Annotated in this window: 23 protein-coding genes and 1 tRNA gene; 7 read left to right on the forward strand and 17 right to left on the reverse strand. The window is 42.3% G+C overall.

Translation table 11 applies throughout. The annotated features are described in order from the left end of the window. Positions 1-19 precede the first annotated feature (19 nt). A complete protein-coding gene (locus tag AC25JC_RS02365; RefSeq protein ID WP_486923385.1) occupies positions 20-979 on the forward strand; it encodes a tetratricopeptide repeat protein in 960 nt (319 codons plus the stop codon). Here AC25JC_RS02365 and AC25JC_RS02370 read toward each other — a convergent pair. The 12 genes from AC25JC_RS02370 to AC25JC_RS02425 form a co-directional block, all read right to left on the reverse strand. Beyond that, on the reverse strand, positions 945-1,346 hold the full coding sequence (locus AC25JC_RS02370) for a Na+/H+ antiporter subunit G (RefSeq protein ID WP_111884120.1): 402 nt from the start codon (positions 1,344-1,346) through the stop codon (positions 945-947). The two genes, AC25JC_RS02365 and AC25JC_RS02370, sit on opposite strands and share 35 nt — an antisense overlap. A gap of 12 nt (positions 1,347-1,358) precedes the next feature. Further along, positions 1,359-1,634 (reverse strand): monovalent cation/H+ antiporter subunit F, encoded by a 276-nt coding sequence (locus AC25JC_RS02375; protein ID WP_078192553.1) that lies wholly within the window; start codon positions 1,632-1,634, stop codon positions 1,359-1,361. Beyond that, entirely contained in the window at positions 1,631-2,152 is a 522-nt protein-coding gene (locus tag AC25JC_RS02380; RefSeq protein WP_180084543.1) for a Na+/H+ antiporter subunit E, read from the reverse strand. Before AC25JC_RS02380 ends, AC25JC_RS02375 begins: the two co-directional genes overlap by 4 nt. 1 nt (position 2,153) lies before the next feature. Continuing rightward, positions 2,154-3,962 carry a monovalent cation/H+ antiporter subunit D gene (locus AC25JC_RS02385; RefSeq protein ID WP_180093109.1) on the reverse strand — a complete coding sequence of 603 codons (1,809 nt, stop codon included), beginning with the start codon at positions 3,960-3,962 and terminating at the stop codon, positions 2,154-2,156. Continuing rightward, entirely contained in the window at positions 3,962-4,327 is a 366-nt protein-coding gene (locus AC25JC_RS02390; protein WP_078189407.1) for a Na+/H+ antiporter subunit C, read from the reverse strand. The genes AC25JC_RS02385 and AC25JC_RS02390 overlap by 1 nt, the downstream gene beginning before the upstream one ends. 1 nt (position 4,328) lies before the next feature. Then, entirely contained in the window at positions 4,329-7,169 is a 2,841-nt protein-coding gene (locus tag AC25JC_RS02395; RefSeq protein ID WP_486923451.1) for a monovalent cation/H+ antiporter subunit A, read from the reverse strand. Positions 7,170-7,512: 343 nt separating this feature from the next. Continuing rightward, on the reverse strand, positions 7,513-8,916 hold the full coding sequence (locus AC25JC_RS02400) for an ATP-binding protein (protein ID WP_486923386.1): 1,404 nt from the start codon (positions 8,914-8,916) through the stop codon (positions 7,513-7,515). 46 nt (positions 8,917-8,962) lie between these two features. Beyond that, on the reverse strand, positions 8,963-10,465 hold the full coding sequence (locus tag AC25JC_RS02405) for a UvrD-helicase domain-containing protein (RefSeq protein WP_111884125.1): 1,503 nt from the start codon (positions 10,463-10,465) through the stop codon (positions 8,963-8,965). Positions 10,466-10,474: 9 nt separating this feature from the next. Continuing rightward, positions 10,475-11,257 (reverse strand): bifunctional phosphoribosyl-AMP cyclohydrolase/phosphoribosyl-ATP diphosphatase HisIE, encoded by a 783-nt coding sequence (hisIE, locus tag AC25JC_RS02410; protein ID WP_078189402.1) that lies wholly within the window; start codon positions 11,255-11,257, stop codon positions 10,475-10,477. Between the two features lie 96 nt (positions 11,258-11,353). Beyond that, complete coding sequence (locus AC25JC_RS02415; protein WP_486923387.1) at positions 11,354-12,655, reverse strand: FAD-dependent oxidoreductase; 1,302 nt, start codon at positions 12,653-12,655, stop codon at positions 11,354-11,356. Between the two features lie 103 nt (positions 12,656-12,758). After that, positions 12,759-13,646: an SDR family NAD(P)-dependent oxidoreductase gene (locus AC25JC_RS02420; RefSeq protein WP_180024275.1), complete on the reverse strand. Its 888-nt coding sequence runs from the start codon at positions 13,644-13,646 to the stop codon at positions 12,759-12,761. A 401-nt stretch (positions 13,647-14,047) separates the two neighbouring features. Next, positions 14,048-15,325, reverse strand: a complete 1,278-nt coding sequence (locus AC25JC_RS02425) for an O-acetylhomoserine aminocarboxypropyltransferase/cysteine synthase family protein (RefSeq protein ID WP_486923388.1) — start codon at positions 15,323-15,325, stop codon at positions 14,048-14,050. A 319-nt stretch (positions 15,326-15,644) separates the two neighbouring features. Here AC25JC_RS02425 and ettA point away from each other — a divergent pair, with 319 nt between their 5' ends. Then, positions 15,645-17,306 carry an energy-dependent translational throttle protein EttA gene (gene ettA, locus AC25JC_RS02430; RefSeq protein WP_078192544.1) on the forward strand — a complete coding sequence of 554 codons (1,662 nt, stop codon included), beginning with the start codon at positions 15,645-15,647 and terminating at the stop codon, positions 17,304-17,306. Positions 17,307-17,370: 64 nt separating this feature from the next. Here ettA and AC25JC_RS02435 read toward each other — a convergent pair whose 3' ends face one another. Further along, entirely contained in the window at positions 17,371-17,781 is a 411-nt protein-coding gene (locus AC25JC_RS02435; RefSeq protein WP_180026118.1) for an SEL1-like repeat protein, read from the reverse strand. A 355-nt stretch (positions 17,782-18,136) separates the two neighbouring features. Between AC25JC_RS02435 and AC25JC_RS02440 the strand changes: the two genes are divergently transcribed. Next, complete coding sequence (locus AC25JC_RS02440) at positions 18,137-19,108, forward strand: cation diffusion facilitator family transporter (RefSeq protein ID WP_486923389.1); 972 nt, start codon at positions 18,137-18,139, stop codon at positions 19,106-19,108. A 25-nt stretch (positions 19,109-19,133) separates the two neighbouring features. Here the strand turns inward: AC25JC_RS02440 and AC25JC_RS02445 are convergent, their stop codons facing one another. From AC25JC_RS02445 to AC25JC_RS02460, 4 genes are all read right to left on the reverse strand, one after another. Continuing rightward, on the reverse strand, positions 19,134-19,475 hold the full coding sequence (locus AC25JC_RS02445; RefSeq protein WP_078189395.1) for a zinc-ribbon domain-containing protein: 342 nt from the start codon (positions 19,473-19,475) through the stop codon (positions 19,134-19,136). 154 nt (positions 19,476-19,629) lie between these two features. Continuing rightward, a tRNA-Glu gene (locus AC25JC_RS02450) sits at positions 19,630-19,705 on the reverse strand. 91 nt (positions 19,706-19,796) lie between these two features. Then, the gene (gene gltX / locus AC25JC_RS02455) at positions 19,797-21,305 is read right to left on the reverse strand and encodes a glutamate--tRNA ligase (RefSeq protein ID WP_168378189.1); all 1,509 of its coding nucleotides are present in this window, start codon (positions 21,303-21,305) and stop codon (positions 19,797-19,799) included. 168 nt (positions 21,306-21,473) lie between these two features. Beyond that, entirely contained in the window at positions 21,474-21,767 is a 294-nt protein-coding gene (locus AC25JC_RS02460; protein WP_486923390.1) for a hypothetical protein, read from the reverse strand. Between the two features lie 381 nt (positions 21,768-22,148). Here AC25JC_RS02460 and AC25JC_RS02465 point away from each other — a divergent pair, with 381 nt between their 5' ends. The 4 genes from AC25JC_RS02465 (at position 22,149) to ftsL (ending at position 25,862) form a co-directional block, all read left to right on the forward strand. Continuing rightward, positions 22,149-23,156 carry a sulfate ABC transporter substrate-binding protein gene (locus tag AC25JC_RS02465; RefSeq protein WP_078189392.1) on the forward strand — a complete coding sequence of 336 codons (1,008 nt, stop codon included), beginning with the start codon at positions 22,149-22,151 and terminating at the stop codon, positions 23,154-23,156. Positions 23,157-23,404: 248 nt separating this feature from the next. Continuing rightward, positions 23,405-24,421, forward strand: a complete 1,017-nt coding sequence (locus AC25JC_RS02470) for a sulfate ABC transporter substrate-binding protein (protein WP_486923391.1) — start codon at positions 23,405-23,407, stop codon at positions 24,419-24,421. 186 nt (positions 24,422-24,607) lie between these two features. Then, positions 24,608-25,519, forward strand: coding sequence for a 16S rRNA (cytosine(1402)-N(4))-methyltransferase RsmH (gene rsmH / locus AC25JC_RS02475; RefSeq protein ID WP_180011304.1), 912 nt, complete (start codon positions 24,608-24,610; stop codon positions 25,517-25,519). Between the two features lie 10 nt (positions 25,520-25,529). After that, the gene (ftsL, locus tag AC25JC_RS02480; RefSeq protein WP_078189390.1) at positions 25,530-25,862 is read left to right on the forward strand and encodes a cell division protein FtsL; all 333 of its coding nucleotides are present in this window, start codon (positions 25,530-25,532) and stop codon (positions 25,860-25,862) included. The last annotated feature ends 6 nt before the right edge of the window (positions 25,863-25,868 follow it).

The following is a 25,868-nucleotide window of genomic DNA, read 5'->3' on the forward strand; positions in this document are numbered from 1 at the left end:
ATCACTTTAAAATTATAATATGCCAATGAAAGACAGGTCGAACATGATATTTAATCCGCCAATCTGTAAAAATAATGAATTGAAAAAAATAATCCTTTTGAGTAGCGCATTATTTATTACTATGCCAAGTTGGGCATGTTTAAATACCTATGTAGAAGATTTTTATACATCTGATTCACAAAAAGAAAGTCAACGCGAAGAACATCATGACGAGAAATTGAATAACTTTGTATCAAGGCATCCTAGCCCAATAGACTATCAGGCAGAAAATGATTATGCCGTACATCAGATTTATGCAGGTAAATACGATTTAGCCATTATGGTTTTAAATGAAATTGAAAAAGAGCATCCAGGTTTACCAAAGACTGCAGTGAATTTAGGTACTGCATATGAGTTGATTGGCAATATTCCACAGGCCAAAAGATGGATTGCTGAAGGTATGAAACGTGATCCAACGATTCACCTTGGAAGTGAATGGATTCATCTGAATATTTTAGAAGCCAAAACCAAGCGCGCGACACCAAAATATTTTCATGAATATCCATTGTTAAATGTACATTATGGAACAGGCTATGTTCCTGATGGACATTGGAGTGATCAGCGCAAACCCACAACAGCGGAATACAATGCCATACGAGAACAGGTCAGCTTACAAATCAGTGAGCGGAAGAATTTTGTTTCAAGACAGGATGCCGTGATGGCACAGCTGTTTTATGAATTGGCGAATCTTGAGATGAGCCAGAATCAGCCTGGCTGGTATAACAATTTTCAAAGTAGTTTTGAGACTAACTTACTGATTGATTTAGCTAGGCAGTATGGTTTAAAAAAAACACCTTATAACCAAAAACGTTTGCAATATATGGCTCAAGGGAATGTAATTGAGAAATTATGGATGAAAATTAAAGACTTTTGGGCTATAAGGGATAATCAAACTGGATCTAGATTTAATCCAGATCCTCCGGTTTTGAATGGCGTTTAGAGTGAAATGCACGGCGCCGAGTTCGCTGCCAAGGAAGAGGGCGATTAAGCGCTTCTGGTGCATCACCACTCATCGAGCGCAGTCGTAAATGTAATGCCGCTTGTGCCATGAGGTTTGCAGAAACCGGTGCAGTAATAAAAGCAAAAAGCGTGATCAGGATTTCTGCAAATCCAAAACGGCCTTGAAATGCTGCATAAATAATTGCAGCAATTAGAAAACTTCCTAAACCTAAGGTGCTTGATTTAGTCGGTGCGTGCAGTCGCATAAATAAGTCAGGTAGGCGAACCATGCCAATACCGCCGACCAACATGAAAAAAGCGCCAATCACCAAAAAAATCGAGACCAAAATTTCCATGACTAATTGCATATTAAAGGACTCCTAGTCGATGACGTGGCCAGTAGTGAAATAACGCGCTAAAGCAGCTGTAGATACAAACCCCAGCATGGCAACCAATAAAGCCCCTTCAAACATTGATGTACTTGCCCAATAAATACCTAAAATGACGATTAAGCAGGTGGCATTTAAGAACAAAGTATCTAAAGCAAGTAATCGGTCCACAACTGAGGGTCCCATCACCAAGCGGATGAGGCACAGTAACATTGAGATCGTCACCGCAACTAAACAAATGCCAAGCGCATAAGGTAAAATTGTCATGCAGACTCTCCTGTATCAGCGCCAAAAATAAGGATGAGAGGGCGCTCATAGCGCTCTTTAATGGTTTGAATTTCTGCTTCAGGATCATCCGTGCTCAGCGCATGGACCAAAATATCACCACGGTCTTGGTCAATCCCAGCAGACACCGTACCGGGTGTCGTGGTGATGATCATCGCAAGCAGAGAATTGACTTCTTCATGCTGTGTATCGAGAGGAACACGGAACCATTTCGGATGCAATTTATGTGTCGGACCAAGGACTAGTTTTGCAACATGGATATTACTGACAATAATATCCCATAACACCACAAAGAATAATTTACATGCTGCCAGCCAGTTGATATTCGGTGTTCGATCAATAAAAGGGCGAACCAATCGCGGAATAACAATGGCTAAAACCAAGGCCATGCATAGTGTGGCCGCATCTAAACTGTGCGCTAACATCACCCAGCTCAGACCAACCATGACTGATACCAATGGATGCGGAAACCAGCGATTAAATAAAGATAGTGTCGCCATGTTAAGGTACCTCCATCGGTTTCAGCTGGGTCTCTTCAGGCAATTTTTCTTCTTGTTGCTGTCCCTGAATTTGGCGTCGCTTATATTCAGAAATATGTTCGCCATTTAGGGTTTCAGGCGCAATCAATGCAGGGATGAGGTGTGCATTTGGATCCGCTGATTCGCCACCATATTTGGTTTCAGGTAAATTTTCAGGATCATAAGGTTGAACACTGATAATTTGACCTTCTTTATCCTTTTTCAATAGCAACGATTCATATAATGGGTTGTCTTGAATTTGCTGCGCAGTCTTGTAGGTATAGTCATAGATTGGTGCAGCAAAGACCATATATCCCACAAGCGCTGTTAATAGTAGATAAATGGTCTTGTCATTGCGTAGCGGAGCCTTATTCGGCAAAGCCTGATAACGTTGATATTCTTCAGTATCAATATCATCTTCTGGACGAGATGAACGCCAGAAAAGTACAAAACCAGCGCGGGTAAATGCCATGATACTGAGTAAACTCACCAACAAAACAATTAAAATAATCATGATTTGGTAAGGTGAATTGGCTGTTGCTTGTAAGATAAATACTTTACCCAAAAAGCCGCTAAATGGTGGTAGACCAGCCATCATCAACGCAATGATGAAATAGCAGACAGCAACTGTATTATGCTGTTTCATGCGGGGCGCAATTTTAAAATGATCTTTAAATTCGCCGCGTTGTGAGGTAATCCAACCCGATAGAATATAAAAAGCTGCACCAATAATGGTACTGTGAATCAGGTAATAAAGTCCTGCAGCCCATGCATCCGTATTAAAGAGTGAAATCGCAACCAATATTGTACCGATAGAAGACAAAATCATAAAACCGACAAAACGACGTAAACGATCCGTTCCGATTGCACCATAAGCACCATAGAGCGACGTCACTAAACCAATCGGTAATAGCCACTGCTGTAAGATTTCACGGCTAATCCCATCGTCAAACACAGTGCCATTAACACGGAGAATGGCATAGATGCCGACCTTGGTCATAATGGTGAACAAGGCTGCGACAGGAGTGGTTGCCACAGCATAGGTCTTTGGTAACCAGAACCCTACAGGCAGCATTGCTGCCTTGATGCCAAAGACGGTAAACAGTAACAATGCACCAGCTACAGCAATACGATGTTGATCCGCTTCAAGCAAAGGCATAAGTCGTGCAACATCTGCCATATTTAAGCTACCTACACTGCCATAAATCATCCCGAGTCCGATCAGGAAGAGAGCAGAGGCAAATAGGTTAATGGTGACGTAATGAATACCCAATTGAAAACGTGCTTTGCCTTGGCCGTGTAAGAGCAAAACGTACGATGCCATCAACAGGATTTCAAAGAAGACAAATAGGTTAAATAAATCGCCTGTTAGGAATGCACCACACAAACCCATCAGTAAGAAATGGCACATGGCATGGAAATAACGACCACGCTCATCCCATTCTTTGCTGGCAAACCACATCACTGGCACAGCAAGACCATAAGTCAGCACCAACATGAATGCTGAGAGTCGATCTAGAACTAAGACAATACCAAACGGTGCGGCCCATTCACTCAGGTTATAAACCAAGACTTGGCCAGAGCTGGCGATCATCAAATAACTGATAGATGTGATCAGCCCAAGGATGCCAGAAACATAGCTGATTCCACGACGCCAAGGTTGTCGCCAGTCATGTGCCAACGAGCCAGAGCCGGGGTTGCCCAACAGAACTAAAATAAATGCAGTAATTGCTGGAATTAAAATACTGAAAATCGGGCTATGCGTAGTCCAAAATTGGATGAAGTCATGCATTATGGCTCATCCTCCCGCGGGTCAATTTGCGGTATTTCTTCTTTGGAGTCCACATGATCTGTTCCGGTTTCATAGCGGCTACGCAGAGCCAATTGTACGATAAACGCAGTGGTCGCAAAGCCAATCACAATGGCGGTTAGGACCAAGGCTTGTGGTAAAGGATCGGTCGCTTTGGTTGTTTCCGTTAACACAGCCGGTGCGTTGACATGAATACGTCCCATGACAAATAAAAATAAGTTCACAGCATAGCCAATCATGGCTAAACCCAGCACGACAGGAAAGGTACGTGCCCGCAAAATCAGGTATACCCCTGTTGCGGTCAGTAAGCCAATGGCTGAAGCGAGTAAAAATTCTAAACTAATCATCTTATTCGCCTCTTGGAACTGGACCAGACATACTCGAGTGACGCGAGTCGCCTAAGACGGAAATCATTAACATCGTCGCACCCACAACAGTGATGTAGACACCTGTGTCGAAGAGGGCAGCGGAGGCAAGGTGCATTTCACCTAAAATGGGTGGTGAGACATAGATATGAGCACTGGTCAGGAATGGGCGGCCCCATAGCCAAGCAGCGATCCCTGTCAAACCCGCAATGGTTAAACCAATACCAATCCACACTTCATATAAGCGACCTGATTTTGCACCAATCAATTGTTCAGCACGGTCTTGACCGAGCGCGATATATTGAATCACTAAGGCTAAAGAGGTAATTAAACCTGCAATAAAGCCACCGCCAGGTAAGTTATGACCCCGTAGGAAAATATACAGACTGATCACCAAGGCCAAAGGCAAAATCCAAGATGAGGTAATACGGAACATCAGTGGCGACGGATTAAAACGATAGGTCAGACCTTGCGTAATGGTGGTGCCATGAGCACGCATACCATCCATCATGCATAGCGTACCAATTGCAGCAATTCCCAGTACGGTAATTTCACCAAAGGTATCGAAACCACGGAAGTCCACCAAGATCACGTTGACCACATTGGTACCACCACCAAGTGGGATAGACTGCTGCATGAAGAACCATGAAATGGAGTTATGATCACGGGTCATGATCAACCATGAAATCCATGCGATCCCTAGACCTGCAATAATCGCAATCAATGCATCTCGCCAACGACGTGACACACTCGACTCATAAGGGGTGAGCTGTGGTAATAACGATAAGCTCATAAGTAAGAGCACGGTGGTCACCACGTCAACAGTAATCTGTGTTAACGCCAAATCGGGAGCGGAGAAACAGATAAACACCATGGTCACAACCAGACCGACTGCACCACTGATGAGGACGGCTTTAATCCGTTCATGGTGGAACCAAAGCATCATCCAACATGCAGAGAATAATAATAGCCACAGAACGATCGCGATGACCGGTGCATGTACCAGTTCACGACTGCCTGTGCCGATGCCTTGCAGCCAAAATGGAACGATGACGATGGCTACACTAAAGATTAAAATCCACAATACATAGCTTTGTAATTTGCCGTTTTCAGTAAAGCGACGAAATTTTCTTGAGCTGAGTAAAAGATATTTTAAAAATAAGTCGAACAGCACTTTACCTTGCAAACGACCCAAAAATGGATCTAAGTCGATCCGGCGTAATTTGCCGCCCTTTGCCAATGCGAAGTAGAAAATTAAACCACCCAAGAGTGCTATTACACTCATCAAAAGCGGTGCATTTAAACCATGCCAAATCGCTAAATGTGCACCTTCAAACGTTAGGTTTTGAATACTCGCACGTGCTGTGCTGTTGACTATATGCTCAACTAATAGGGCAGGGAATAATCCAACTAAAATACATAAAGCAGCCAGTAATGTTGCTGGTGCGCGCATACCAAACGGTGGTTCATGTGCTTCTTTATTGGGAATTTCTTTCCCCAGTGGACCATCAAAAAACACCCCGTGAACTAAACGTACTGAATACGCGACAGCAAAGATACCGGCAAAGGTGGCAATGATGGCTGATACGATCATCACAGGCCCAGTCAGATTGGCTAAAAGCTCAGTAAAGAACATCTCTTTAGAGAGGAAACCATTGGTTAATGGGACACCTGCCATAGAGGCCGCAGTGATCATGGTTAGCGTTGCGGTAAACGGAAGTAATTGCCATAAACCAGAGAGTTTTCGTAAATCGCGTGTACCTGATTCGTGGTCAATAATCCCTGCGATCATAAACAAGGCTGCTTTGAAGGTTGCATGGTTAATGATATGGAAAATGGCAGCCGCAACTGCGAGGGGAGATCCGATCCCGAGTAGGCAAACAATCAGACCTAAATGGCTGATGGTGGAATAGGCCAAAAGCCCTTTTAAATCTTCTTTGAAAATGGCAAAAAAGGCCGCCATACATAAGGTAAATAAGCCAATAAAGGTGACCAAGTTGTGATATAACGCAGCGCCTGCAAAAATCGGTAATAAGCGTGCAAGCAGAAAAATTCCGGCTTTCACCATCGTGGCAGAGTGTAAATAAGCCGAGACGGGGGTCGGTGCCGCCATAGCATTTGGCAACCAAAAATGGAAAGGGAACTGCGCACTTTTAGTAAATGCTCCCATTAATATTAATAGCAGTGTGGGTACAAAAAGCGAGTGCTGCTGAATTTGGCTACTCATCGTTAGGATTTGATCAATCTGATAGGTGCCCGTGATTTGCGCCAACAGAACAAAACCACCCAGCATACATAAACCACCCATACCTGTAATGGTCAAAGCCATTCGAGAGCCACGCTGAGCTGCGTCGTAATTGCTCCAATAACCAACCAAAAGGAAAGATGAAATGCTGGTAAGTTCCCAGAAAATAAGCAATAAAATTAAATTATTAGACAATGAAATGCCGAGCATGGCAGCCATGAACAGCATCAATAAAACATACAGTTTACTGAGCGAATTCTTTGGACTTAAATAATAGTAGGCATAGATATAAATTAAGGTGCCGATCCCGGTAATGAGCAGGGAAAACAATAAGCCCAGTGCATCGAGGCGGAAACTGAAATCAATGCCAACTTGAGTGAGCCATGGCCATGTTTGAATGACGGTTTTGCCATTAAATACATTTTGAGCCTGACTCAATAATAAAACTAAACTGCTGAGGCTGACGCCAATCGCCCCTAAAGCTGTTACCCCGCGAGAGAATTGCTTCAACCACGAGACAAGTGTTGTGCCTAGTATTAACGGTAACAATATAATAATCGGTAGCACACTCGTATCCATTGTCATGATTAGGCGGTGAAACCTAGGTGTATTTCATCTTTCAAGGATTACAGGACAGCAAAGAGCAGTCCAAAAATTCAATCTTGAAAGCCATGTGTGTCAAAAAAAATTAAAAACAAGCTGTGTTGCGCAACTCGTGAAGCGATAGCAATTTCCGATGTTACTATGAAAATTGCAAATAAAACCGATCATATTACATGCGTAAAACAACATCAATCTTTTTTATGAACCACTTACATATTATACGCCTGACGAAACTGTCTAGACATCTATTGCGGCCTTGTTGCTGAATATTTAAACATCGAGTCGGTGTATTATACTCAGCCAATCAGCCTCAGTATTTTTAACTCAGTGGTTGGATTGTAACGTCCTGATCACCTCGCTGTGATAAAGCCCTAACCAATTCTTGTTGCTGTTGCTCGGTCAGTTGTGTCTGAATTAATTGCAACATGTGCTGGATGGTATCCGGATGGCTCAGCGGCTCATTTAATTCAGTCTCTTCAGTTTTAGGTGGAAGCGATGGTTTAGATCCGAGTTGCAACTGCTGATAAATTTGATCATAGGTTTCTTGTAGTTTTTCAGGCTGAATCTCACTGAGCTTTTTATTCTGTAATTGTAAGCACTGAAAACGAGAAGCTTGTTCCATCAGTTCAGGACGGTTGCCGCTGGCAATGATTTGGAGTCGTGGAAACGCTTGATTTAAACGGGTCAAAATCACTTGAGTCATGTTTTGATCGAGTTGGTGGTCTATGGCGTCGATCAATAAAATCCCGTCACCTTCTTGGCAAGGATATAAGCTATGAGGATTGAGTAGACACAGGCGACGCACAATATCACCAATTAAGGCCACAAGGTTGCGTACACTATTTGATAGCTGTTGGAACAACATATCTTTGCCTTGATAGCAGACCATTAACTGTAATTTGGGGTGATATTGCAGATAAATATTGGTCACATCGGGCAACACGGTCTCTAAGGCTTGTTTTAATGATCTGAGTGACGGCGCGTGTAGATCGGCCTGAGCTTGCGCCAGTTTTTGTCCAAAAAGTGGCGTGTCAGATGCGTTGGGTATATCGGCTTGGGTTTTAGGATGTAATAAATTTTGAATTAATTCGGCACTTTGCGCATTTTCAATGTCGGATATTTCTCGAAACCACTCAAAAAAACGAATAAACGTGGTAAAGGGAATGGCCGATATTTCATAAGCATACGAAGGCTGAAAAATAGCAGGATTATTTTTATTGAGAATATTCACATCGTTGACGAAACGTTCAGCAGGGTAATAGGCAATGAGTGGCAACCCTTGTAACGGATCGGCTTTGAGGGCTTTTTGATACAGCGCAACCATCGATTCTAATTGCTGTGTTTCGGCCTTACTGAGGCCGACGCCTTGACTGTTTAAGGTTTTGTACAATTGCCATGAACAACATTGTGGGTCTTGGTCTTGTTGATCACTTGAAAGCTGAAATGAGCCAATGTCTTCGGGAAAACTGACTTGAATATCAAGTTTCGATTGCAGGCGATTTAACATGATGTCTTGATCGAGCATCACCACGCCTGCGGTGCGTAAATCTTTATAACGTGCAGCGAACCAAGTGAGGGCCTGATAACTAAAGCGTAGTAGGGAGGTTTTTCCAGAACTTTGATCACCCAAAATTAAGGTGATCGGCAGATCGTGGTAATTAAAATTGAGGGTGATATCAGTAAAATGAAGGGTGTGCTTGAGTTGGATCGATTGTAATTTCATGGTGCACCTTTTACTGATTTATTGTTTATTCACCTTTTTCATCATACTAGCTGACCGCTTGTGCCAAAGATTTGGGCATTTGACGTTTTAAGTGCTGCATCAAGTCATAAATATGATGGATATTTAAACTTACTTTAGCACGTGTGCAAGCCACGTAAAGTAACCGTAACTCTTCGTCACTAATTTTATAATCTTTATCGTTGAGCTTAAATTGGTAGTCATCTTCAATATGTACCCGATCCCATTCTAAACCTTTGGCTTTATGGGCGGTCGAGATGATGTAGTCGGCTTGATCAATTGGGGTGATTTTCGCCAGCGCCTTTTTCAGTGGGTCAGTACCGTGGTCATCGACCAACTTCACTAGCGGTTTAATATCGCTGCCGTCATTGGTTTCACAATATTCATGCACATCATGCCATGAGTTAAACCACGCAAGCTCTGGGACATCGACTACGCGCTTGCCTTGCTTGAGCATGGCTGCAGCATCGACAAAACGATTGAGTCGCGCATGATCTGCTTGCAGGCTAACTTTTTCGCCCTTAACCAAACCCGCCAATAACAGTTCCATCGCACGTGCATTGGTACGACATAAAATGGCATCCCGCATCTTAGTATGTGGCTTATTGACCACTTTAGAGTTGAGCTGCGGATTACCCAATAAAGGCACGGTTTCGTTCAATGCGCCCAGTAGAGCATTGGCGTTCAAGGCAATTTCTTCACCAAAACGGAAAGACGTGGTTAAACGGGATTCGGGTAAAGGGAGTTGCTGCATGGCATTGACTGCGCCACGCCATGCATAAATTTGTTGATGCGCATCGCCAACATAGATGACTTGGGTATTCCGCTGTTTCAGTAAAATCCCTAGCATTAGCGGGTCAGCATCTTGAGCTTCATCGAACAGCACATAATCCGCAGGAATATTCGGTTCAGACAAAGCCCAAAGTTTTAAATAAATATCGTGTCCAATCCCTGCTGCATGGTTCGGATCAATCGACTCTAACCAACGACGTTCAATGGCAGGATACAAATGCTTTTGTAAGCTTTCGATATCGTCCGGATGCAGCCAACTCGGTGCTTGTAGATGTCGTGGGGCAGGGTACTGTGAACTGGTCGAACAGAAATAACTGACAGCGTTTGCCACCAGACTTGCCAAACGCGAAGGCATGAGTACATATTTTTCATAACGACCGCCCATCATACGACGTAAGGTGATCGGTTCTAGTCGATATTCTTTGGCAATAAAACTCGGACTTAAACGTGGTAGACGCAGTTTGTCAGTCACTCCACGTGGAACACTACGATAAGCCAATGAGTGGAAGGTTCGACAGTCGACATTTTGATGAAAACGATTCTGTGCTTCGGTGGCAATGGCTTTGTTAAAGGCCAAGTACATGCCACGCCGCTGAGGCATGGCATCACTGATCATTTGCAGTGTGGTTGTTTTACCTGTGCCAGCATAGGCAATCACTTTAAATGATTTACCAAGACGTGCGTTATCTATGGCGGTGGCCTGCTCATAGGTCGCGGTCGGTTTTTTAAGATCTGGCACGGTTGCGTCTTAGTGCTGACGGTTGGCTTTTTCAACCAAACCGGAAAGGCCTTGACGACGAGCGAGTTCGTTAAGTACCAATTGAGGATCAATATCGAAATAACCCAACATCACAATGGTATGGAACCAAAGGTCTGCTACTTCGTAAATCAAATCGTTTTTGTTGTCTTCATTGGCTTCGATTTTGAAATCTTTAGCGGCAATGATGGTTTCAACACTTTCTTCACCGATTTTTTCTAAAATTTTGTTGAGGCCTTTATGGTAAAGCTTTGCCACATAAGAGGACTCAGGATCAGCTTGTTTGCGTTCAGCCATCATTTTACCTAAGTAGTCGAGTACTTCGACTTGCTCAGATTGCGCATTGGATGCATTCATCGCAAGAGTATGTGGATTTGCTGATTTTGCACCATAAATTGCAGCCGGATCTTTTAATTGCGCATCGACAATTTCCCAGCCATTGGCAGTAAGCTTGCGGTAGAAGCATGACTCACGGCCGGTATGGCAGGCAATGCCGCCATGCTGTTCAATTTGTAGCACAATCACGTCAGCATCACAGTCCAAACGGATTTCATGTACGGTTTGGAAATGGCCAGATTCTTCACCTTTGTGCCATAGCTTATTGCGTGAACGTGAAAAGTACACCGCCTGATTTTTTTCTGCAGTTTGCGCCAACGCTTCACGGTTCATCCATGCCACCATCAATACGCGCCCGCTTTGATGATGCTGTGCAATAGCAGGCACTAAGCCTTGTTCGTTAAATTTTACTTCATCGAGCCATTGCAGGTTGTTCATGAGGATTTCACCAATTCAAAAATCAAAAAATAAATGCCGCAGCATTTGAGCAGCACTATAGTGTAAGCCATCAAGAGAATGATGGGGAGTTAATTCTTAATCAAATTTTAAATTGCGCAGTTCAGCCGCAGAATCATCTGCAGGCTTTCGGGCAATGTCAGCATAATTCATGTGCCCAAATGCACCCGTTTTTAAGCCGGAAATCGTAATCGCCATTTCTTTGCGGAAAAACGGCAGCTGATACATAGCACGAAATGAAAAATCACGGAGCGGTGCTGTCCAGCGATGATGTGATTGATAAAAAGGAGTCAGCAAGCGACTAAAAAATTGGTAAAATCGCACGGAGGACAACCGTAGCTGATGATACTCCTGCCAGAGGTTTTGCAGTGAGGAGTCCTGTTGATATTGAAGCAGAGCTTGACTGATGGCCCATGCATCGAGCAAAGCCATGTTGGCGCCTTGTCCAAGCTGTGGACTCATGGCATGAGCAGCATCGCCTAATATGCCGATACGACCTTCACCAAGTTTGCTCAGCACCACATCACGATAATTGGCAGATAGCCATTGCTGCGGATCATCTGGATGTGGAATCACATGCGCTAACCATTCTGCAATACTCGGCCAGCGTTTTGAAACTTCAAGCAACCATTGCTGCTGTGCGTTCTTTGTTTTTAAGAATTCCTCTAAATCTTCTGTGGGCAAACTCCAGAAAATGCTCGAAAGGCGCTGTTCAGGCTGTGTTGGAATTGCTCCCGTAGGCATCACACCCATCATGATGTTGGAGCGGTCATAGAATTGGTGCAAGATTTGTGGATTGAGCACTTCGCATTCAGGCACGATGATCCACTTTGCACCCCAAGGATAGGCTTGGTTGAGCTTTTCCCACGCTTTAGGGCGTAAATGGCTGCGTGCGCCATTGGCGATCAACACGAGATCAAACTGACGTTGAAAAGATTGATCTGCGGACTGCCCAATCACGTTTATACCCTCACTGGACTCTTGAAGTTCATGTACCTCATGCGCCATGCACCACTCAACGTGTTGAGGATATTCACGGACTTTGGATGCGAGGACATGACAGAGCGCGGCACGGTGAATGCCGAGTGCATATGAACGTTCATCAGCTTGTCGATAATGACTGTTAATCAGCAAGTCGCCGCCAGCCAGTTGACCTTCCAGACCTGTTACCACAGCACCTAGGCTTAAGGCATGTTCCAAAATGCCTAAATGTTCGAAAACCGCAAGCCCGGCGGGTTGTAATAATAATCCTGCGCCCACAGGTTCAAGTTGTGAGACTTTTTCATATAAGCTGATTTGATGGCCTTGATTAGCAAGCATTGCTGCAGCAGCCAATCCTGCCGTACCTGCACCGACGATGGCAATGTTTTGAGTTTTCATTGTTATAAAAGTTGATTTTATCTCAGCCCAATGTAGCAAAATTGCCGCATAAAACCCAATAAAAAAAGCCCTCAAAAGGGCTTTTTAAAGGGTGAGTCAGGTCTTACCAATGTTCACCAGGGAATAGGCGAGCATATGCTTTTTGTACCCAATTGAGTTTTTCTTGCTTACCAATAGACGCTGAAGAGCTTGGGAACAGGTTATAACCAATCGACATGAGTTTATTGTTAATGTCAGGAGCAATGGAGTAGGTGATCGAAGCCAAACGGCCCAAATTGGTTGCGACTTTCTTCGGACGTTTCACGATGGCATAGGCAATCAGGTCAGTTGCTTGTTCTGGAGAAAGCGTTGGAACATATTTATAAATTTTGGTTGGGGCGATCATTGGCGTGCGCACCAATGGCATGTAGACCGACGTGATGGCAATATTATGCGAGTGAACTTCAGCACTTAGGCAACGGCTGAAAGCATCTAATGCGGCTTTAGATGCAACATACGCAGAGAAGCGCGTTGCATTGGCCAATACACCAATCGAACTGATGTTAATGATATGACCTTCACGGCGAATCATCATTTTCGGCAGTAAATTCATCACCAAACGTACCGCGCCAAAATAGTTCAACTGCATAGTACGTTCAAAATCATGGAAACGATCAGTTGATTCATGCACGGCACGGCGAATAGAACGGCCAGCGTTATTAATTAAAATGTCAATATGATCGACGGAAGCGAGAATTTGTTGTGCCACAGCATCAATGGATTCCATATCATTGAGGTCACATGGGAAAACATCAGCTTTACCGCCAGTGGCTTCAATTTCAGCTTTTACGGCATCAAGCGTTTCTTTGGTACGTGCAACCAATAGAACATGTGCGCCTGCGTTGGCAAGGCGATGCGCTGTGGTTAAACCGATACCACTTGATGCACCGGTGATTAAAATGGTCTTGCCGTTGACACGGTCAACGAAACGTTTCTCAAGTCTTGAATTCACGATGAGGTTCCCTGTTAAATCAGTTTTATTGTATTCATTTATCGGCCCGACAATGCTATGTGCAGGGCTGTTTTAAGTCAGCGGTATGATAGCGTTTTATTAAAAAAAAGCCATATGATAAGTAATTGATAATAAAATAATATTTAGAGTTTTTACTCTAAATTAAAATCCCTATTTACTCATTTTTTAACACATAAATATGTGAAAGAGAAGTGCTTTTATCCACATCGTTGCAACGTAAAAAAGTCGATTTTCAAAATAAATAAAATTGTAAATAAATATAGAAACAGGGCCATAGATGCGCAAAATTGAAAGGCGGATAATGTGGGGGTGGTTATTTAAATGAAATGGAAATAAAAACAGGCCTTAAAAATAAGACCTGTGGATTGTGCACTTGTGGTTTAAACAGCAGCTAAGGCTTGCTCTAAGTCGGCAATCAAGTCATCTGCATGCTCGATTCCAATCGATAAACGAACCATATCAATGCTGACACCGGCTGCTTTGAGTTCATCTTCATTGAGCTGACGATGTGTCGTGGTCGCAGGATGGCAAGCTAAACTTTTGGCATCACCAATATTCACAAGGCGAGTAAATAACTGCAACGCATCGATGAAACGTGTGCCACCTGCAAGGCCGTCTTGAACCCCAAAGGAAAGAATCGCAGATGGTTTGCCTTTGACATATTTTTGCGCCAAAGCATGCTGAGGATGGTCTTTTAGGCCAGCGTAGTTGACCCATTTTACTTTTGGATGCGCTTGTAAATATTCCGCCACTTTTTGCGCATTTTCAGTATGACGCTCCATGCGCAGGCTTAAGGTTTCCAAACCTTGTAAGATTAAGAATACACTATGCGGGCTGATCGCAGCGCCTGTATTACGCAGAGGGACCACGCGCGCACGGGCAATGTAGGCTGCGTCACCTAAGGCTTCGACATAATTGACCCCGTGGTAGCTTGGATCAGGGGTGTTGAGTGATTTAAAGCGTTCAGGGTATTTGCCCCAAGGAAATTTGCCGCTATCGACGATGATGCCACCGATCGAATTACCATGACCGCCAATATATTTTGTGAGTGAGTGCACCACGATGTCGGCACCAAATTCAAATGATTTTTGCAGAACAGGTGTGGCCACAGTATTGTCTACGACTACAGGTATGCCAAATTCATGCGCAATTTTCGAAATTGCTTCGAGGTCAATAATATTGCCCAATGGGTTACCAATAGATTCGACAAAGACCAACTTGGTCCTGTCATCGATGAGGCTGCGCAGCGCTTCGGGGTTTTGATAATCAAAGAAGCGAACTTCAATGCCTTGTTTCGGCAGGGTGTGGGCAAACAGATTATATGTGCCGCCATATAGGGTCGAAACGGAAGCGATATTGTCGCCCGCTTCAGCAATGGTTTGAATCGCATATGTAATGGCAGCCATACCAGAGGCTAAGGCCAAAGCGCCTATACCGCCTTCGAGCGCTGCAACACGCTGTTCAAGTACCGCCGTGGTTGGATTCATAATGCGGGTATAAATATTACCTTGAACTTTTAAGTCAAATAAATCAGCACCATGCTGCGTGTTATCAAACGAATATGATGTTGTTTGATAGATCGGAACTGCAACAGCTTTGGTGGTTGCTTCCGGGGTATACCCCGCGTGAATTGCTAAAGTTTCGTCTTTATATGTCATGATTACATCATCTAAGTGAGCTAATTTTTTAAATAGTCTATCATTTATATATATGAATAAAAGTGCTTTATTTATAAAATGAATATCATAATTATTCATATTGTTGAAAAATTTTCAGCTAAAGATGAGCGAAATCATGCTTAAAAACGCATGTTTAAATTTTGTTCGCCATTAAACTTGTAACAATGCATTGAAGGCGTGTGCGAAACCTTATTTTTTCACGACTTTATGCGTATAATAGCCGATTATTTTTTCGCTCAATTGAGCAGGGACAACTTTGTGTTGTTCCTTATATGTTTTGACTATTGAGGAGTCCTAAGTGGCCCAATATATTTACACGATGAACCGTGTGTCGAAGATGGTTCCGCCTAAGCGCGAAATCCTGAAAGACATCTCTTTATCATTTTTCCCAGGCGCAAAAATTGGTGTGCTTGGTCTAAACGGTGCAGGTAAATCTACCTTGCTTCGTATTATGGCGGGCGTAGATAAAGATTTCTCAGGTGAAGCACGTGCTCAACCGGGTATCAAAATTGGTTACCTTGAACAAGAGCCGCCATTGGATGAAAGCAAAGACGTTCGTGGTAACGTTGAAGACGGTTTACGTGAGCCGTTAGATGCTTTGGCGCGTCTTGATGAAGTGTTTGCAGAATATGCAGCAGAAGATGCTGACTTTGACGCACTTGCAAAAGAACAAGAGAAGTTAGAAGCCATTATTCATTCATGGGATGCACATAATATTGTGAACCAAATGGATCAGGCTGCTGCAGCGTTGAACCTTCCAGCTTGGGATGCAGATGTATCTAAGTTGTCTGGTGGTGAGCGCCGTCGTGTTGCACTTTGCCGTTTGTTATTGTCTAAACCAGACATGTTACTTCTAGATGAACCAACGAACCATTTGGATGCTTCATCAGTATCATGGTTGGAACGTTTCTTGAAAGACTTCCCAGGTACGATCGTTGCGATTACCCATGACCGTTACTTCTTGGATAACGTGGCAGAGTGGATTCTTGAGCTTGACCGCGGCATGGGTATTCCATACCAAGGCAACTACTCTTCTTGGTTAGAGCAGAAAAATGCCCGTTTAGAGCAAGAGCAGAAGCAAGAAGAATCTTTTGCTAAAGCATTGAAAAAAGAACTTGAATGGGTTCGTTCAAATGCCAAAGGTCAGCAAAAGAAAAACAAAGCGCGTATGGAGCGTTTTGAAGAGCTTAACTCACGCGAATTCCAACAGCGTAATGAAACGTCTGAAATCTATATTCCACCTGGTCCACGTCTAGGTAATAAAGTTGTAGAAGTTGAAGGTATTAGTAAATCCTTTGGTGACCGTACACTTTATAAAGATTTATCGTTCGTTGTACCACCTGCTGCAATTGTAGGTATCGTGGGCGAAAACGGTGCGGGTAAAACCACATTATTCCGTATGATGACAGGCGAACAACAACCAGATACAGGTACAATTACACTCGGTGAGTCTGTTAAAGTGGCTTATGTTGGTCAGATTCGTGACACCTTAGATGACAACAAAACTGTTTGGGAAGAAGTTTCTGGCGGTTTAGATATCTTGAAAATTGGTGAATACGAAATCGCATCTCGTGCGTATATCGGTCGCTTTAACTTCAAAGGTCAAGATCAGCAAAAACGTGTAGGTCAATTGTCAGGTGGTGAACGTAACCGTTTACAACTTGCGAAAATCCTGCAAATGGGTGCAAACGTCATCTTACTCGATGAACCGTCAAACGACTTGGATATTGAAACTTTACGTGCGCTTGAAGATGCCATTTTAGTATTCCCGGGTACTGTAATGGTGATCTCGCATGACCGTTGGTTCCTCGACCGTATTGCAACGCACATCTTGTCATTTGAAGGTGAAACCCCTGAATTCTTCACGGGTAACTACCATGAATTTGAAGAATACCGTCGTAAACGTGATGGTGATGACCTTGTTGCAAAGCGTCAAAAATACCGCAAAATTGGCAACTAAGTTCCAGTTTTAAAATAAAAAAACCAGCCTGCGGGCTGGTTTTTTATTACTTAGGATGCAATGACTATACGATAATGTCTTCATAGGCATGATGTAAGACGTAGTCTGCTTGTTCATGGCCTTGTGCAGCCGCTTTACTGAGCCAAAGCTCTGCAAGTTCATAATTGCGGTCTAAGCCGAGTTCTCCACGTAAATAACCGAGACCTAAGCGATATTGGGCATCTTTATGACCTTTTAATGCGGCACTTAAAAAATTCCACATGGCATTGCGATAGTCAGTAGGGGATTGGTCTGCTGAATCCATAGTATGGTGACTGAGAAAGTCTTGATGGTGTTGAGCCGCAAGAATTTCAAAATAAGTCCCTTGGGCGTAATCACCTTCGGCTTCTGGAATCGAAAGGTGCATTCCTTGCAACTTTGGATTCATCTGTTGTGACAACAGTGCATAGATTTTTTTCAGAGCTTGTATCATCATTGTTAAACTCCTTGTTTCTAAATATAACCACTTGATTAATAAAAATATTAATTGCAGTCATTCGTGCGCTGCGATGAATGATTTAATTGTTTTAAACAGATCACACTTAAGATGAAAATTAGCATGCTTGTCATGATATGTGAATAGGTATTGAAAAATATTTATAAGTAATTTCAGTCATCTAGATCGCGAAAAATTATTTTTAATAAATTGAAAGTAGATGCTGAAAAAAGTAGTTTTAAAGTTTGAAGGTAAAACGTAGTACTGAAGGTTGAATCATGTAATTTTATTACGTTTACTGCACCTGTTAAGCTTCAAGACTTAAGAACATATAATTTATAAAGGTCAGAAAATAATGAGTGAGCATCATGGGCATGACCACAGCCATGCCGTTGTGACGGAAGGGAATGTCAAAAAATTAAGTTTTGCCTTAGCACTGACCACGACGTTTTTGATTATTGAAGTCATTGCTGGATTTGTGACACAAAGTTTGGCGTTATTGTCAGATGCGGCACATATGTTCACCGATGCTGCAGCCCTTGCCATAGCATTGGTCGCGATCAAAATTGGCAAGCTTCCTGCTGACAACAAACGCACCTTTGGCTATCAGCGTTTTGAGATTTTAGCTGCCTTGTTTAATGCCTTGATGTTATTTGTAGTTGCAATATATATCTTGTATGAGGCCTATCAGCGCTTTTCAACGCCGCCGGAAATTCAAAGTATGGGCATGATGATTGTCGCCGTTATTGGTTTGATCATTAACTTAATCTCGATGCGTATTTTATTTTCCAGTTCACAAGAAAGCTTGAATGTGAAGGGGGCGTATCTAGAAGTGTTGAGTGATGCCCTAGGTTCTGTTGGTGTAATTATTGGTGCAGCGATTATTTATTTTACGGGCTGGATGTGGGTCGATACACTAATTGCGGTGCTCATTGGCTTTTGGGTTTTACCAAGGACTTGGATTTTACTCAAACAAAGTATCAATATTTTATTAGAAGGCGTGCCTGAAGAAATTGACATAGAAAAGTTACGCAATGATTTATTGGCACTCAATGGGGTAGAGAGTATTCACCAGTTAAAGGTCTGGGCAATAACATCAAAGAATGTGCAGTTGACAGTTCATCTCTTTGCACCTGAAGCCGATCGTAATGCCTTGTATTTTGAGGCGATTGAAATGTTGCAACATGAACATGGAATCACGGAGATGACATTACAAATCGAAGAAGATGAATGTGTGGTACACCAACATACCCAAAATTCTGATTATGCACATGGGCATCATCAAGATGATCACGCGCATTCTCATGATGAATCACATCAGCACTAATGCTGATGTAATTTAAATGGTCGGCTTAGATTTCCCACTCATGATTACATTCGCGGCATTTCCATTTTTTCTGTGATTGCATAAAACCTTGCATTGAAATTTTGAAATCTGGCAGGTCGCGATAGAACATGAAGCCAGCAATCAAGCAAGCAATAAATACAACAACAGTTGCAGTTTGTAATGTAGTGCCTGCACCGTCACCAAAAATCCACATTGCGATGCTGATAATCACCAACAGTAAAAGAATAAATACCGCAGGGATGAGGATAATCAGGCTTTTAGGCACGACAGGACGAGCAACAGGCTGGCCTGCTTGCGCAAGAGGCATAATTTTAGGGCTTTGACATTTAGGACAACGGTATTGCATTGCAACTCCATAATTTTAATCTATGGTTTATTTTAATCAGAATGACGCAGAAAGCAAAAATACCGTAAATTTAAATCAGATAAAATTTAGGCAATAAAAAACCCAAGTCATAATGCTTGGGTTTTTTATAAGATGATTTGCATCACCTTGAATATGGCGTCCCTACGGGGATTCGAACCCCGGTTACCGCCGTGAAAGGGCGATGTCCTAGGCCTCTAGACGATAGGGACAATTTGAGGCAACTTAGAGTTGGTTGACACCATCTCTCGGTATGGGCGCTATATTAGGGGGATAACGCCCATCCGTCAACTAAAAAATCAATTAAGCTTCATCAACTGCATCATTTTTCGGCAGTTTTAAGCTTTCATTGAGCTTTTCCCATGCTTTTGTTTCTTTTTTACTCGGGCCGCCCACAATTTCAAGTGCATGACGTAAGCGAGCAAAGGTTAAATCAGGACCAATGGTTACCATCGATTGCATAACCGGTGTCGAAGATGTCGAACCAGCAATAGCAATAAAGAAGGTTGGCATGAAGTCACGAAGTTTAATGTCCATTTGGTTCGCCAAATCCATAAGCGTTTGGCTGACGGTGTCATTGTTCCAAGTGAACATGCTTTCTAGACGCCAAATGGCAAATTGAAGGCTTTGACGCACTTGTTCTTCAGTCAATTTTTTGCTTTCAAACTGTTCTTTGCTGAGTGTTGGGAATTGGTTGAAATAAAAACCTGCCCAATTCACTGCTTCAGATAATAAATTAATACGCGGTTGAATCGCAGCAGCAATTTCTTCCAAGGTATTACGATCTGATTTCCAAGCCAGCAGGGTGTCGAGCAATTGACCTGGTGTTAAACCTTTAATCCATTGACCATTTAACCAGTTTAGCTTTTCAACATCAAAGATCGGACCGCCTAGTGATACACGTTGAATGTCAAAGTGTTCAATCATTTCAGCCAAAGTGAATTTTTCACTTTCATCTGGCATTGACCAGCCCATACGGCCTAAGTAGTTCAATAATGCTTCAGGTAAAACGCCGATGTCTTTGTAGTAGTTAATTGACGTTGGGTTTTTACGTTTAGACAGTTTTGATTTATCTGGGTTACGTAACAGCGGCATGTGGCAAAGTACAGGCATGTCCCAACCAAAATATTTGTACAATAATTGGTGTTTAGGCGCAGATGGAATCCATTCTTCACCACGAATCACGTGAGTGATTTCCATTAAATGGTCATCAACCACGTTTGCCAAGTGATACGTCGGTAAACCATCGGTTTTCAGTAGAATTTGCATGTCGACTTGCGCCCAAGGAATTTCGACTTCACCACGTAGTAAGTCGTTAAATTTACAAATCCCTTCTTCAGGTACTTTCATACGAATGACATGCGGTTCACCAGCAGCCAAACGCTGTGCCACTTCTTCTGCAGTGTGTTTTAAGCCACGACCGTCATAACGCGGTGATTCACCACGTGCTTGTTGTTCCGCACGCATTTGATCGAGTTCTTCTGCTGTTGCGAAGCAGTAGAATGCATGACCTTTTTCAACCAGTTCCAAAGCATATTGTTTATAAATGTCCATACGTTCAGATTGGCGGTATGGCGCATGAGGGCCACCCACATCTGGACCTTCTGACCAGTTCAAACCTAACCAACGCAATGAATCTAAAATCATTTTTTCAGATTCTGGGGTAGAGCGAAGTTGGTCTGTATCTTCAATACGAAGAATAAATTCACCGCCATGTTGCTTCGCAAAACATAAGTTAAACAATGCAATATAAGCAGTCCCAACATGCGGGAAACCAGTAGGAGAAGGTGCGATACGAGTACGAACAGTCATAATCAGCTTTTAATCAGAATGTAAATTGGGATCTATTATAACGAAAAAGCCTGATCACTTAATGCTTAATTCAACATTGAATGATCAGGCGTTTTTAGTGTTTTTTAGACGACAGTGGGGGAACTGGTCTAAAACAATAGCTTGGGCAGCATCAATATACTGATGGCGTTATGAGTTGCTACCAGAGAAAATGGCTTGAACAAAACGAGAAAAACTTTGGTTTTGTGATGCAAAGAAACTTTGAGTCGGTGCAGCTTTAATAGATGTAAGTACTTTTAAATTATCGTCTGTACGGCCTTTGCCTTCAGATTTTTGCTGATTAATCGCTTTTTCGATCAATGAGGTACGTTCAGCAGGCATCGTAAGTTTGTTATTCGATGCGGTGCTGGTTGCAGCACAAAAAGCAGTCTGTGTAGTCACGCTTAAACTTAAGCCTAGGCATAGTGCGTATGAAAATTTCATGTCCAAATCTCCCCCTAGTTTTGGTGATGGAACTTTTTATTTGCAAAATAGTTTTAATATTTAGACTACGATTTAACCATCTTTCGTAATTAAAAAGTAGAACTACGTCACAATTTTTACAAAAAAACTAAAAAAGTCTGTACTAGGATTACCTAAATAGACTGTTTTCTCCAGATTTTCGGATGTTTTAGCAAATAACTATGAAGATAGCATGGAGATTGCTTCTGATTGTTGCTGTATTAGCAGAATTAAAGCTTTAAATACGTTATTTTTAGATATCTTTAAAAAAGAAATAGATTTGAATTTATATTATAGATAGCTGATTGTTAAAGTTATTTTTGATTTATATAGTGCTCTCAAGATCAATTTGAGTTTGAGCAGATGAAAAAAATAATAGCATCGGGCATTTTCGCTTTGTTGGGTGGAGTGGCGGTACAGGTGTATGCCGCAAAAGATTTCTTAAATGTCTCATATGACCCAACACGTGAGTTTTATCAGGAATATAACCAAGAATTTGGACAATATTGGAAAAAACGTACAGGACAAGAGATTAATTTTAAACAATCTCACGGTGGTTCTGGCAAACAAGCTCGTGCAGTAGCAACGGGTTTACAAGCAGACGTTGTCACTTTGGCATTGGCCAACGATATTGATGAAATTGTGGCGACCGGACAAATCAATAAAAATTGGCAAAAACAATTTCCACATAATTCTGCTCCGTATACCTCAACCATCGTATTTTTGGTGCGTAAGGGCAACCCGAAAAAAATTAAAGATTGGAATGACCTGACCAAACCGGGCGTTGAAATTATTACGCCAAATCCAAAAACAGGTGGGGCACCGCGTTGGATCTATTTATCAGCTTGGGGATATGCTTTAAAACAACCGGGTGGAAATGATGCCAAAGCCAAAGAATTGGTGAAAAAACTCTATAGCAATGTCAAAGTATTGGATTCTGGTGCACGTGGTTCACTCACGACCTTTGCTGAGCGTGGCATTGGAGATGTCTTACTATCTTGGGAAAATGAGGCACTATTAGCGACTCAGGGCCTAGGCAAAGATAAATATGACATTGTTTATCCTTCTATTTCGATTTTAGCTGAACCTTCGGTGGCTGTGGTAGATAAAACCGTCGATAAAAATGGTAATCGAAATTTAGCGAAGGGTTATTTAAACTATCTATATTCACCTAAGGGCCAAGAGCTAGCAGGTAAATATTTCTTCCGCCCTCGCGATGCAAAAGCCACTGCAAAATATGCTGCTCAGTTCCCGAAAGTTCAAACCTTTACCATTGATAAAGTGTTTGGCGGTTGGGCCAAAGCGCAAAAGACACATTTTGTGAATGGTGCGATTTTTGATCAAATTTATAGTGAAAAGAATAAAGAGTAAAACGACCCACTATAATGTGCGCTGTAAAAACGGATAATCTGGATTATCCGTTTTTCGCATATGTAATGCATAAAAATCTATATATAGAGAGTAAGTAGATTGTTTTTGTGTATTTTAATATGAAAAACAAACAATTAAATTCGCTGCGTTAGCTGTATCCAGCAAGACGTTTAAACACGCTGCAATTGCGATTTATGACTTTATTTCATATATTTAGCAGTATTGAATATAACTTTATGCTGGCTGTTATGAAAACTCAATTTAAGGCGTGGCTTAGTGCTGCGTTGCTTGCCACTGGTGTTGCTTTCTCAGCGTCTGCTCAGGCCGCTGATCGTGAATTTTTAAACGTTTCTTATGATGCAACGCGTGAATTTTATGACGAATTTAATAAGTCATTTGGTGCATATTGGAAAGAGCGTACCGGTAAAACGGTTGCATTTAAACAATCACATGGTGGTTCAGGTAAGCAAGCCCGTTCCGTGGTTGATGGTTTAAAAGGTGATGTCGTGACTTTGGCCTTGGCCAATGATATCGAAGAAATTGTGAAGTCTGGTCAGATTCAGCCGGGTTGGCAAAAAGAGTTTCCATATAACTCAGCGCCATATACGTCAACGATTGTCTTCATGGTGCGTAAGGGCAACCCGAAACATATTAAAGATTGGTCTGATTTAACCAAACCGGGCGTACAAATTATTACCCCGAACCCGAAAACAGGCGGTCTCCCACGTTGGGTTTACTTGTCAGCTTGGGGTTATGCTTTGAAACAGCCGGGTGGTAATGAAGCGAAAGCCAAAGATTTTGTGGGTAAGATGTACCATAACGTAAAAGTAATGGACTCTGCGGCACGTGCATCAATGACTACATTTGCAGAACGTGGTATTGGTGATGTGTTATTGACTTGGGAAAACGAAGCTTTAGTTACTCAAAAAACTTTGGGTAAAAATAAATTTGATATCGTGTATCCATCGATGTCGATTTTGACTGAGCCTTCAGTGGCGATCGTGGACAAAACTGTCGAAAAAAATGGTAATAAATGGTTAGCTCAAGGCTATATCAATTATCTTTATTCTCCATTAGGTCAAGAGATGGCTGCTCGTCATTTCTATCGTCCACGTAATGCAGCAGTTTTAGCAAAATATAAATCACAGTTCCCGCCATTAAAAACCTTTACCATCGATGAAGTGTTTGGTGGTTGGGCAAAAGCTCAACAAACACATTTTGTGAATGGTGCGATCTTCGATCAGATCTACAATAATAAGCGTTAATACATCGAAATCTATGATTTGAGATGTTCAGAGACCTCCTTCGGGAGGTTTTTTAATGGATGGCAAAAAAATAAAAACGGTTTTCTCTATGGAAAGTAATATTTCTGTACAAAAAGACGTTTGGAGCTTTGCTAAAACAAGGTAATAATGTGCAGTTACATTTTTAGCTGTGTTGAACGAACCCTTATGTCGCATATTTCTGTATTACTTCATGAAACTGTTGATGCTTTACTGGCAGATCGCAATACAGGAATTTTCGTAGATGGCACATTTGGGCGTGGTGGTCATACGCGTTTATTACTGTCTAAATTAGATGAAAACGCACGTGTTTATGCCTTTGATAAAGATCCGCAAGCGTTGGCTGTTGCAGCAGAATTAGAACAAGAAGATGCGCGTTTTAAAATTATTCACGCTAGTTTTGCCGATTTAAAAGAGGAACTGCGTAGTCGTGGTATCGACTTGGTAGACGGTATTATGGCGGATTTAGGGGTGTCATCTCCGCAGCTAGACCAAGCAGAGCGTGGCTTTAGCTTTATGAAAGATGGCCCACTTGATATGCGTATGGACAATTCACAAGGTCCAACAGCCGCAGAGTGGTTGGTTGATATTGAAGAAGAAGATTTGGCCAATATTATTTTTAAATATGGTGAAGAGCGTTATAGCCGCCGTATTGCCAAAGCGATTAAAGCGGCAGGGTATATTGAAACCACAGCTCAATTGGCCGAAATCGTGAAAGTTGCCCACCCGAAATGGGAAAAAAATAAACATGCAGCGACACGAACTTTCCAAGCAATTCGTATTGCTATTAACAAAGAACTCGACGATATTGATATCTTCTTACCTCAAGCGGTGGAGATGCTGAAACCTGAAGGCACTCTGGCAGTGATCAGTTTCCACTCTTTAGAGGATCGTTTAATTAAACAATTTATTCAAAAAGAATCTACACTTGCAGAAGACACAGGCTGGGGTTTACCACAAAAACGCGAAGATACCCGCCGCTTAAAAAAAGTGTCACGAATTAAAGCAAGTGAAGAAGAAGTTAAAGCCAATCCACGATCTCGTAGTGCTTGGCTTCGTGTGGCAGAGCGTTTAGCTTAAAAGGCAAAGAATGAAAACCGAAGCAATCGAAAAAAACTCTGATCAATCGCAGTCAAAGAAAATCATTACATACGGCATTTTATTGCTCTTGGTTTTTGTGAGTGCGATTATGGTGGTGTTTCAAGTCTTTGAATATCGCCAAGATTATCGTCAATTGAGTACCTATATGCGTGAAAGGGATGACCTCAATGCAGAATGGGGACGTTTGCTGATCGAACAACAAACTTTTGGTGCAACAGCCCAAATTGGGACACGTGCAGTTACCCAATTACGGATGTATTCGCCTCCTATTGCACAAACCGTTGTTATTTCATTGCCACAAACTCCAGAACAGAAAAAATAGGCTGCC

It is taken from the genome of Acinetobacter sp. P37 (assembly GCF_057480965.1).

Coding starts and splice junctions, on each gene's coding strand:
- rsmH (WP_180011304.1), top strand. CDS start 24,608: ATGTCGCATATTTCTGTATTACTTCATGAAACTGTTGATGCTTTACTG.
- AC25JC_RS02400 (WP_486923386.1), bottom strand. CDS start 8,916: ATGAAATTACAATCGATCCAACTCAAGCACACCCTTCATTTTACTGAT.
- AC25JC_RS02440 (WP_486923389.1), top strand. CDS start 18,137: ATGAGTGAGCATCATGGGCATGACCACAGCCATGCCGTTGTGACGGAA.
- AC25JC_RS02425 (WP_486923388.1), bottom strand. CDS start 15,325: ATGACATATAAAGACGAAACTTTAGCAATTCACGCGGGGTATACCCCG.
- gltX (WP_168378189.1), bottom strand. CDS start 21,305: ATGACTGTTCGTACTCGTATCGCACCTTCTCCTACTGGTTTCCCGCAT.
- AC25JC_RS02380 (WP_180084543.1), bottom strand. CDS start 2,152: ATGGCGACACTATCTTTATTTAATCGCTGGTTTCCGCATCCATTGGTA.
- AC25JC_RS02385 (WP_180093109.1), bottom strand. CDS start 3,962: ATGCATGACTTCATCCAATTTTGGACTACGCATAGCCCGATTTTCAGT.
- AC25JC_RS02445 (WP_078189395.1), bottom strand. CDS start 19,475: ATGCAATACCGTTGTCCTAAATGTCAAAGCCCTAAAATTATGCCTCTT.
- AC25JC_RS02395 (WP_486923451.1), bottom strand. CDS start 7,169: ATGGATACGAGTGTGCTACCGATTATTATATTGTTACCGTTAATACTA.
- AC25JC_RS02390 (WP_078189407.1), bottom strand. CDS start 4,327: ATGATTAGTTTAGAATTTTTACTCGCTTCAGCCATTGGCTTACTGACC.
- AC25JC_RS02460 (WP_486923390.1), bottom strand. CDS start 21,767: ATGAAATTTTCATACGCACTATGCCTAGGCTTAAGTTTAAGCGTGACT.
- hisIE (WP_078189402.1), bottom strand. CDS start 11,257: ATGAACAACCTGCAATGGCTCGATGAAGTAAAATTTAACGAACAAGGC.
- AC25JC_RS02365 (WP_486923385.1), top strand. CDS start 20: ATGCCAATGAAAGACAGGTCGAACATGATATTTAATCCGCCAATCTGT.
- AC25JC_RS02375 (WP_078192553.1), bottom strand. CDS start 1,634: ATGACAATTTTACCTTATGCGCTTGGCATTTGTTTAGTTGCGGTGACG.
- AC25JC_RS02470 (WP_486923391.1), top strand. CDS start 23,405: ATGAAAACTCAATTTAAGGCGTGGCTTAGTGCTGCGTTGCTTGCCACT.
- AC25JC_RS02465 (WP_078189392.1), top strand. CDS start 22,149: ATGAAAAAAATAATAGCATCGGGCATTTTCGCTTTGTTGGGTGGAGTG.
- ftsL (WP_078189390.1), top strand. CDS start 25,530: ATGAAAACCGAAGCAATCGAAAAAAACTCTGATCAATCGCAGTCAAAG.
- AC25JC_RS02415 (WP_486923387.1), bottom strand. CDS start 12,655: ATGAAAACTCAAAACATTGCCATCGTCGGTGCAGGTACGGCAGGATTG.
- AC25JC_RS02435 (WP_180026118.1), bottom strand. CDS start 17,781: ATGATGATACAAGCTCTGAAAAAAATCTATGCACTGTTGTCACAACAG.
- AC25JC_RS02370 (WP_111884120.1), bottom strand. CDS start 1,346: ATGCAATTAGTCATGGAAATTTTGGTCTCGATTTTTTTGGTGATTGGC.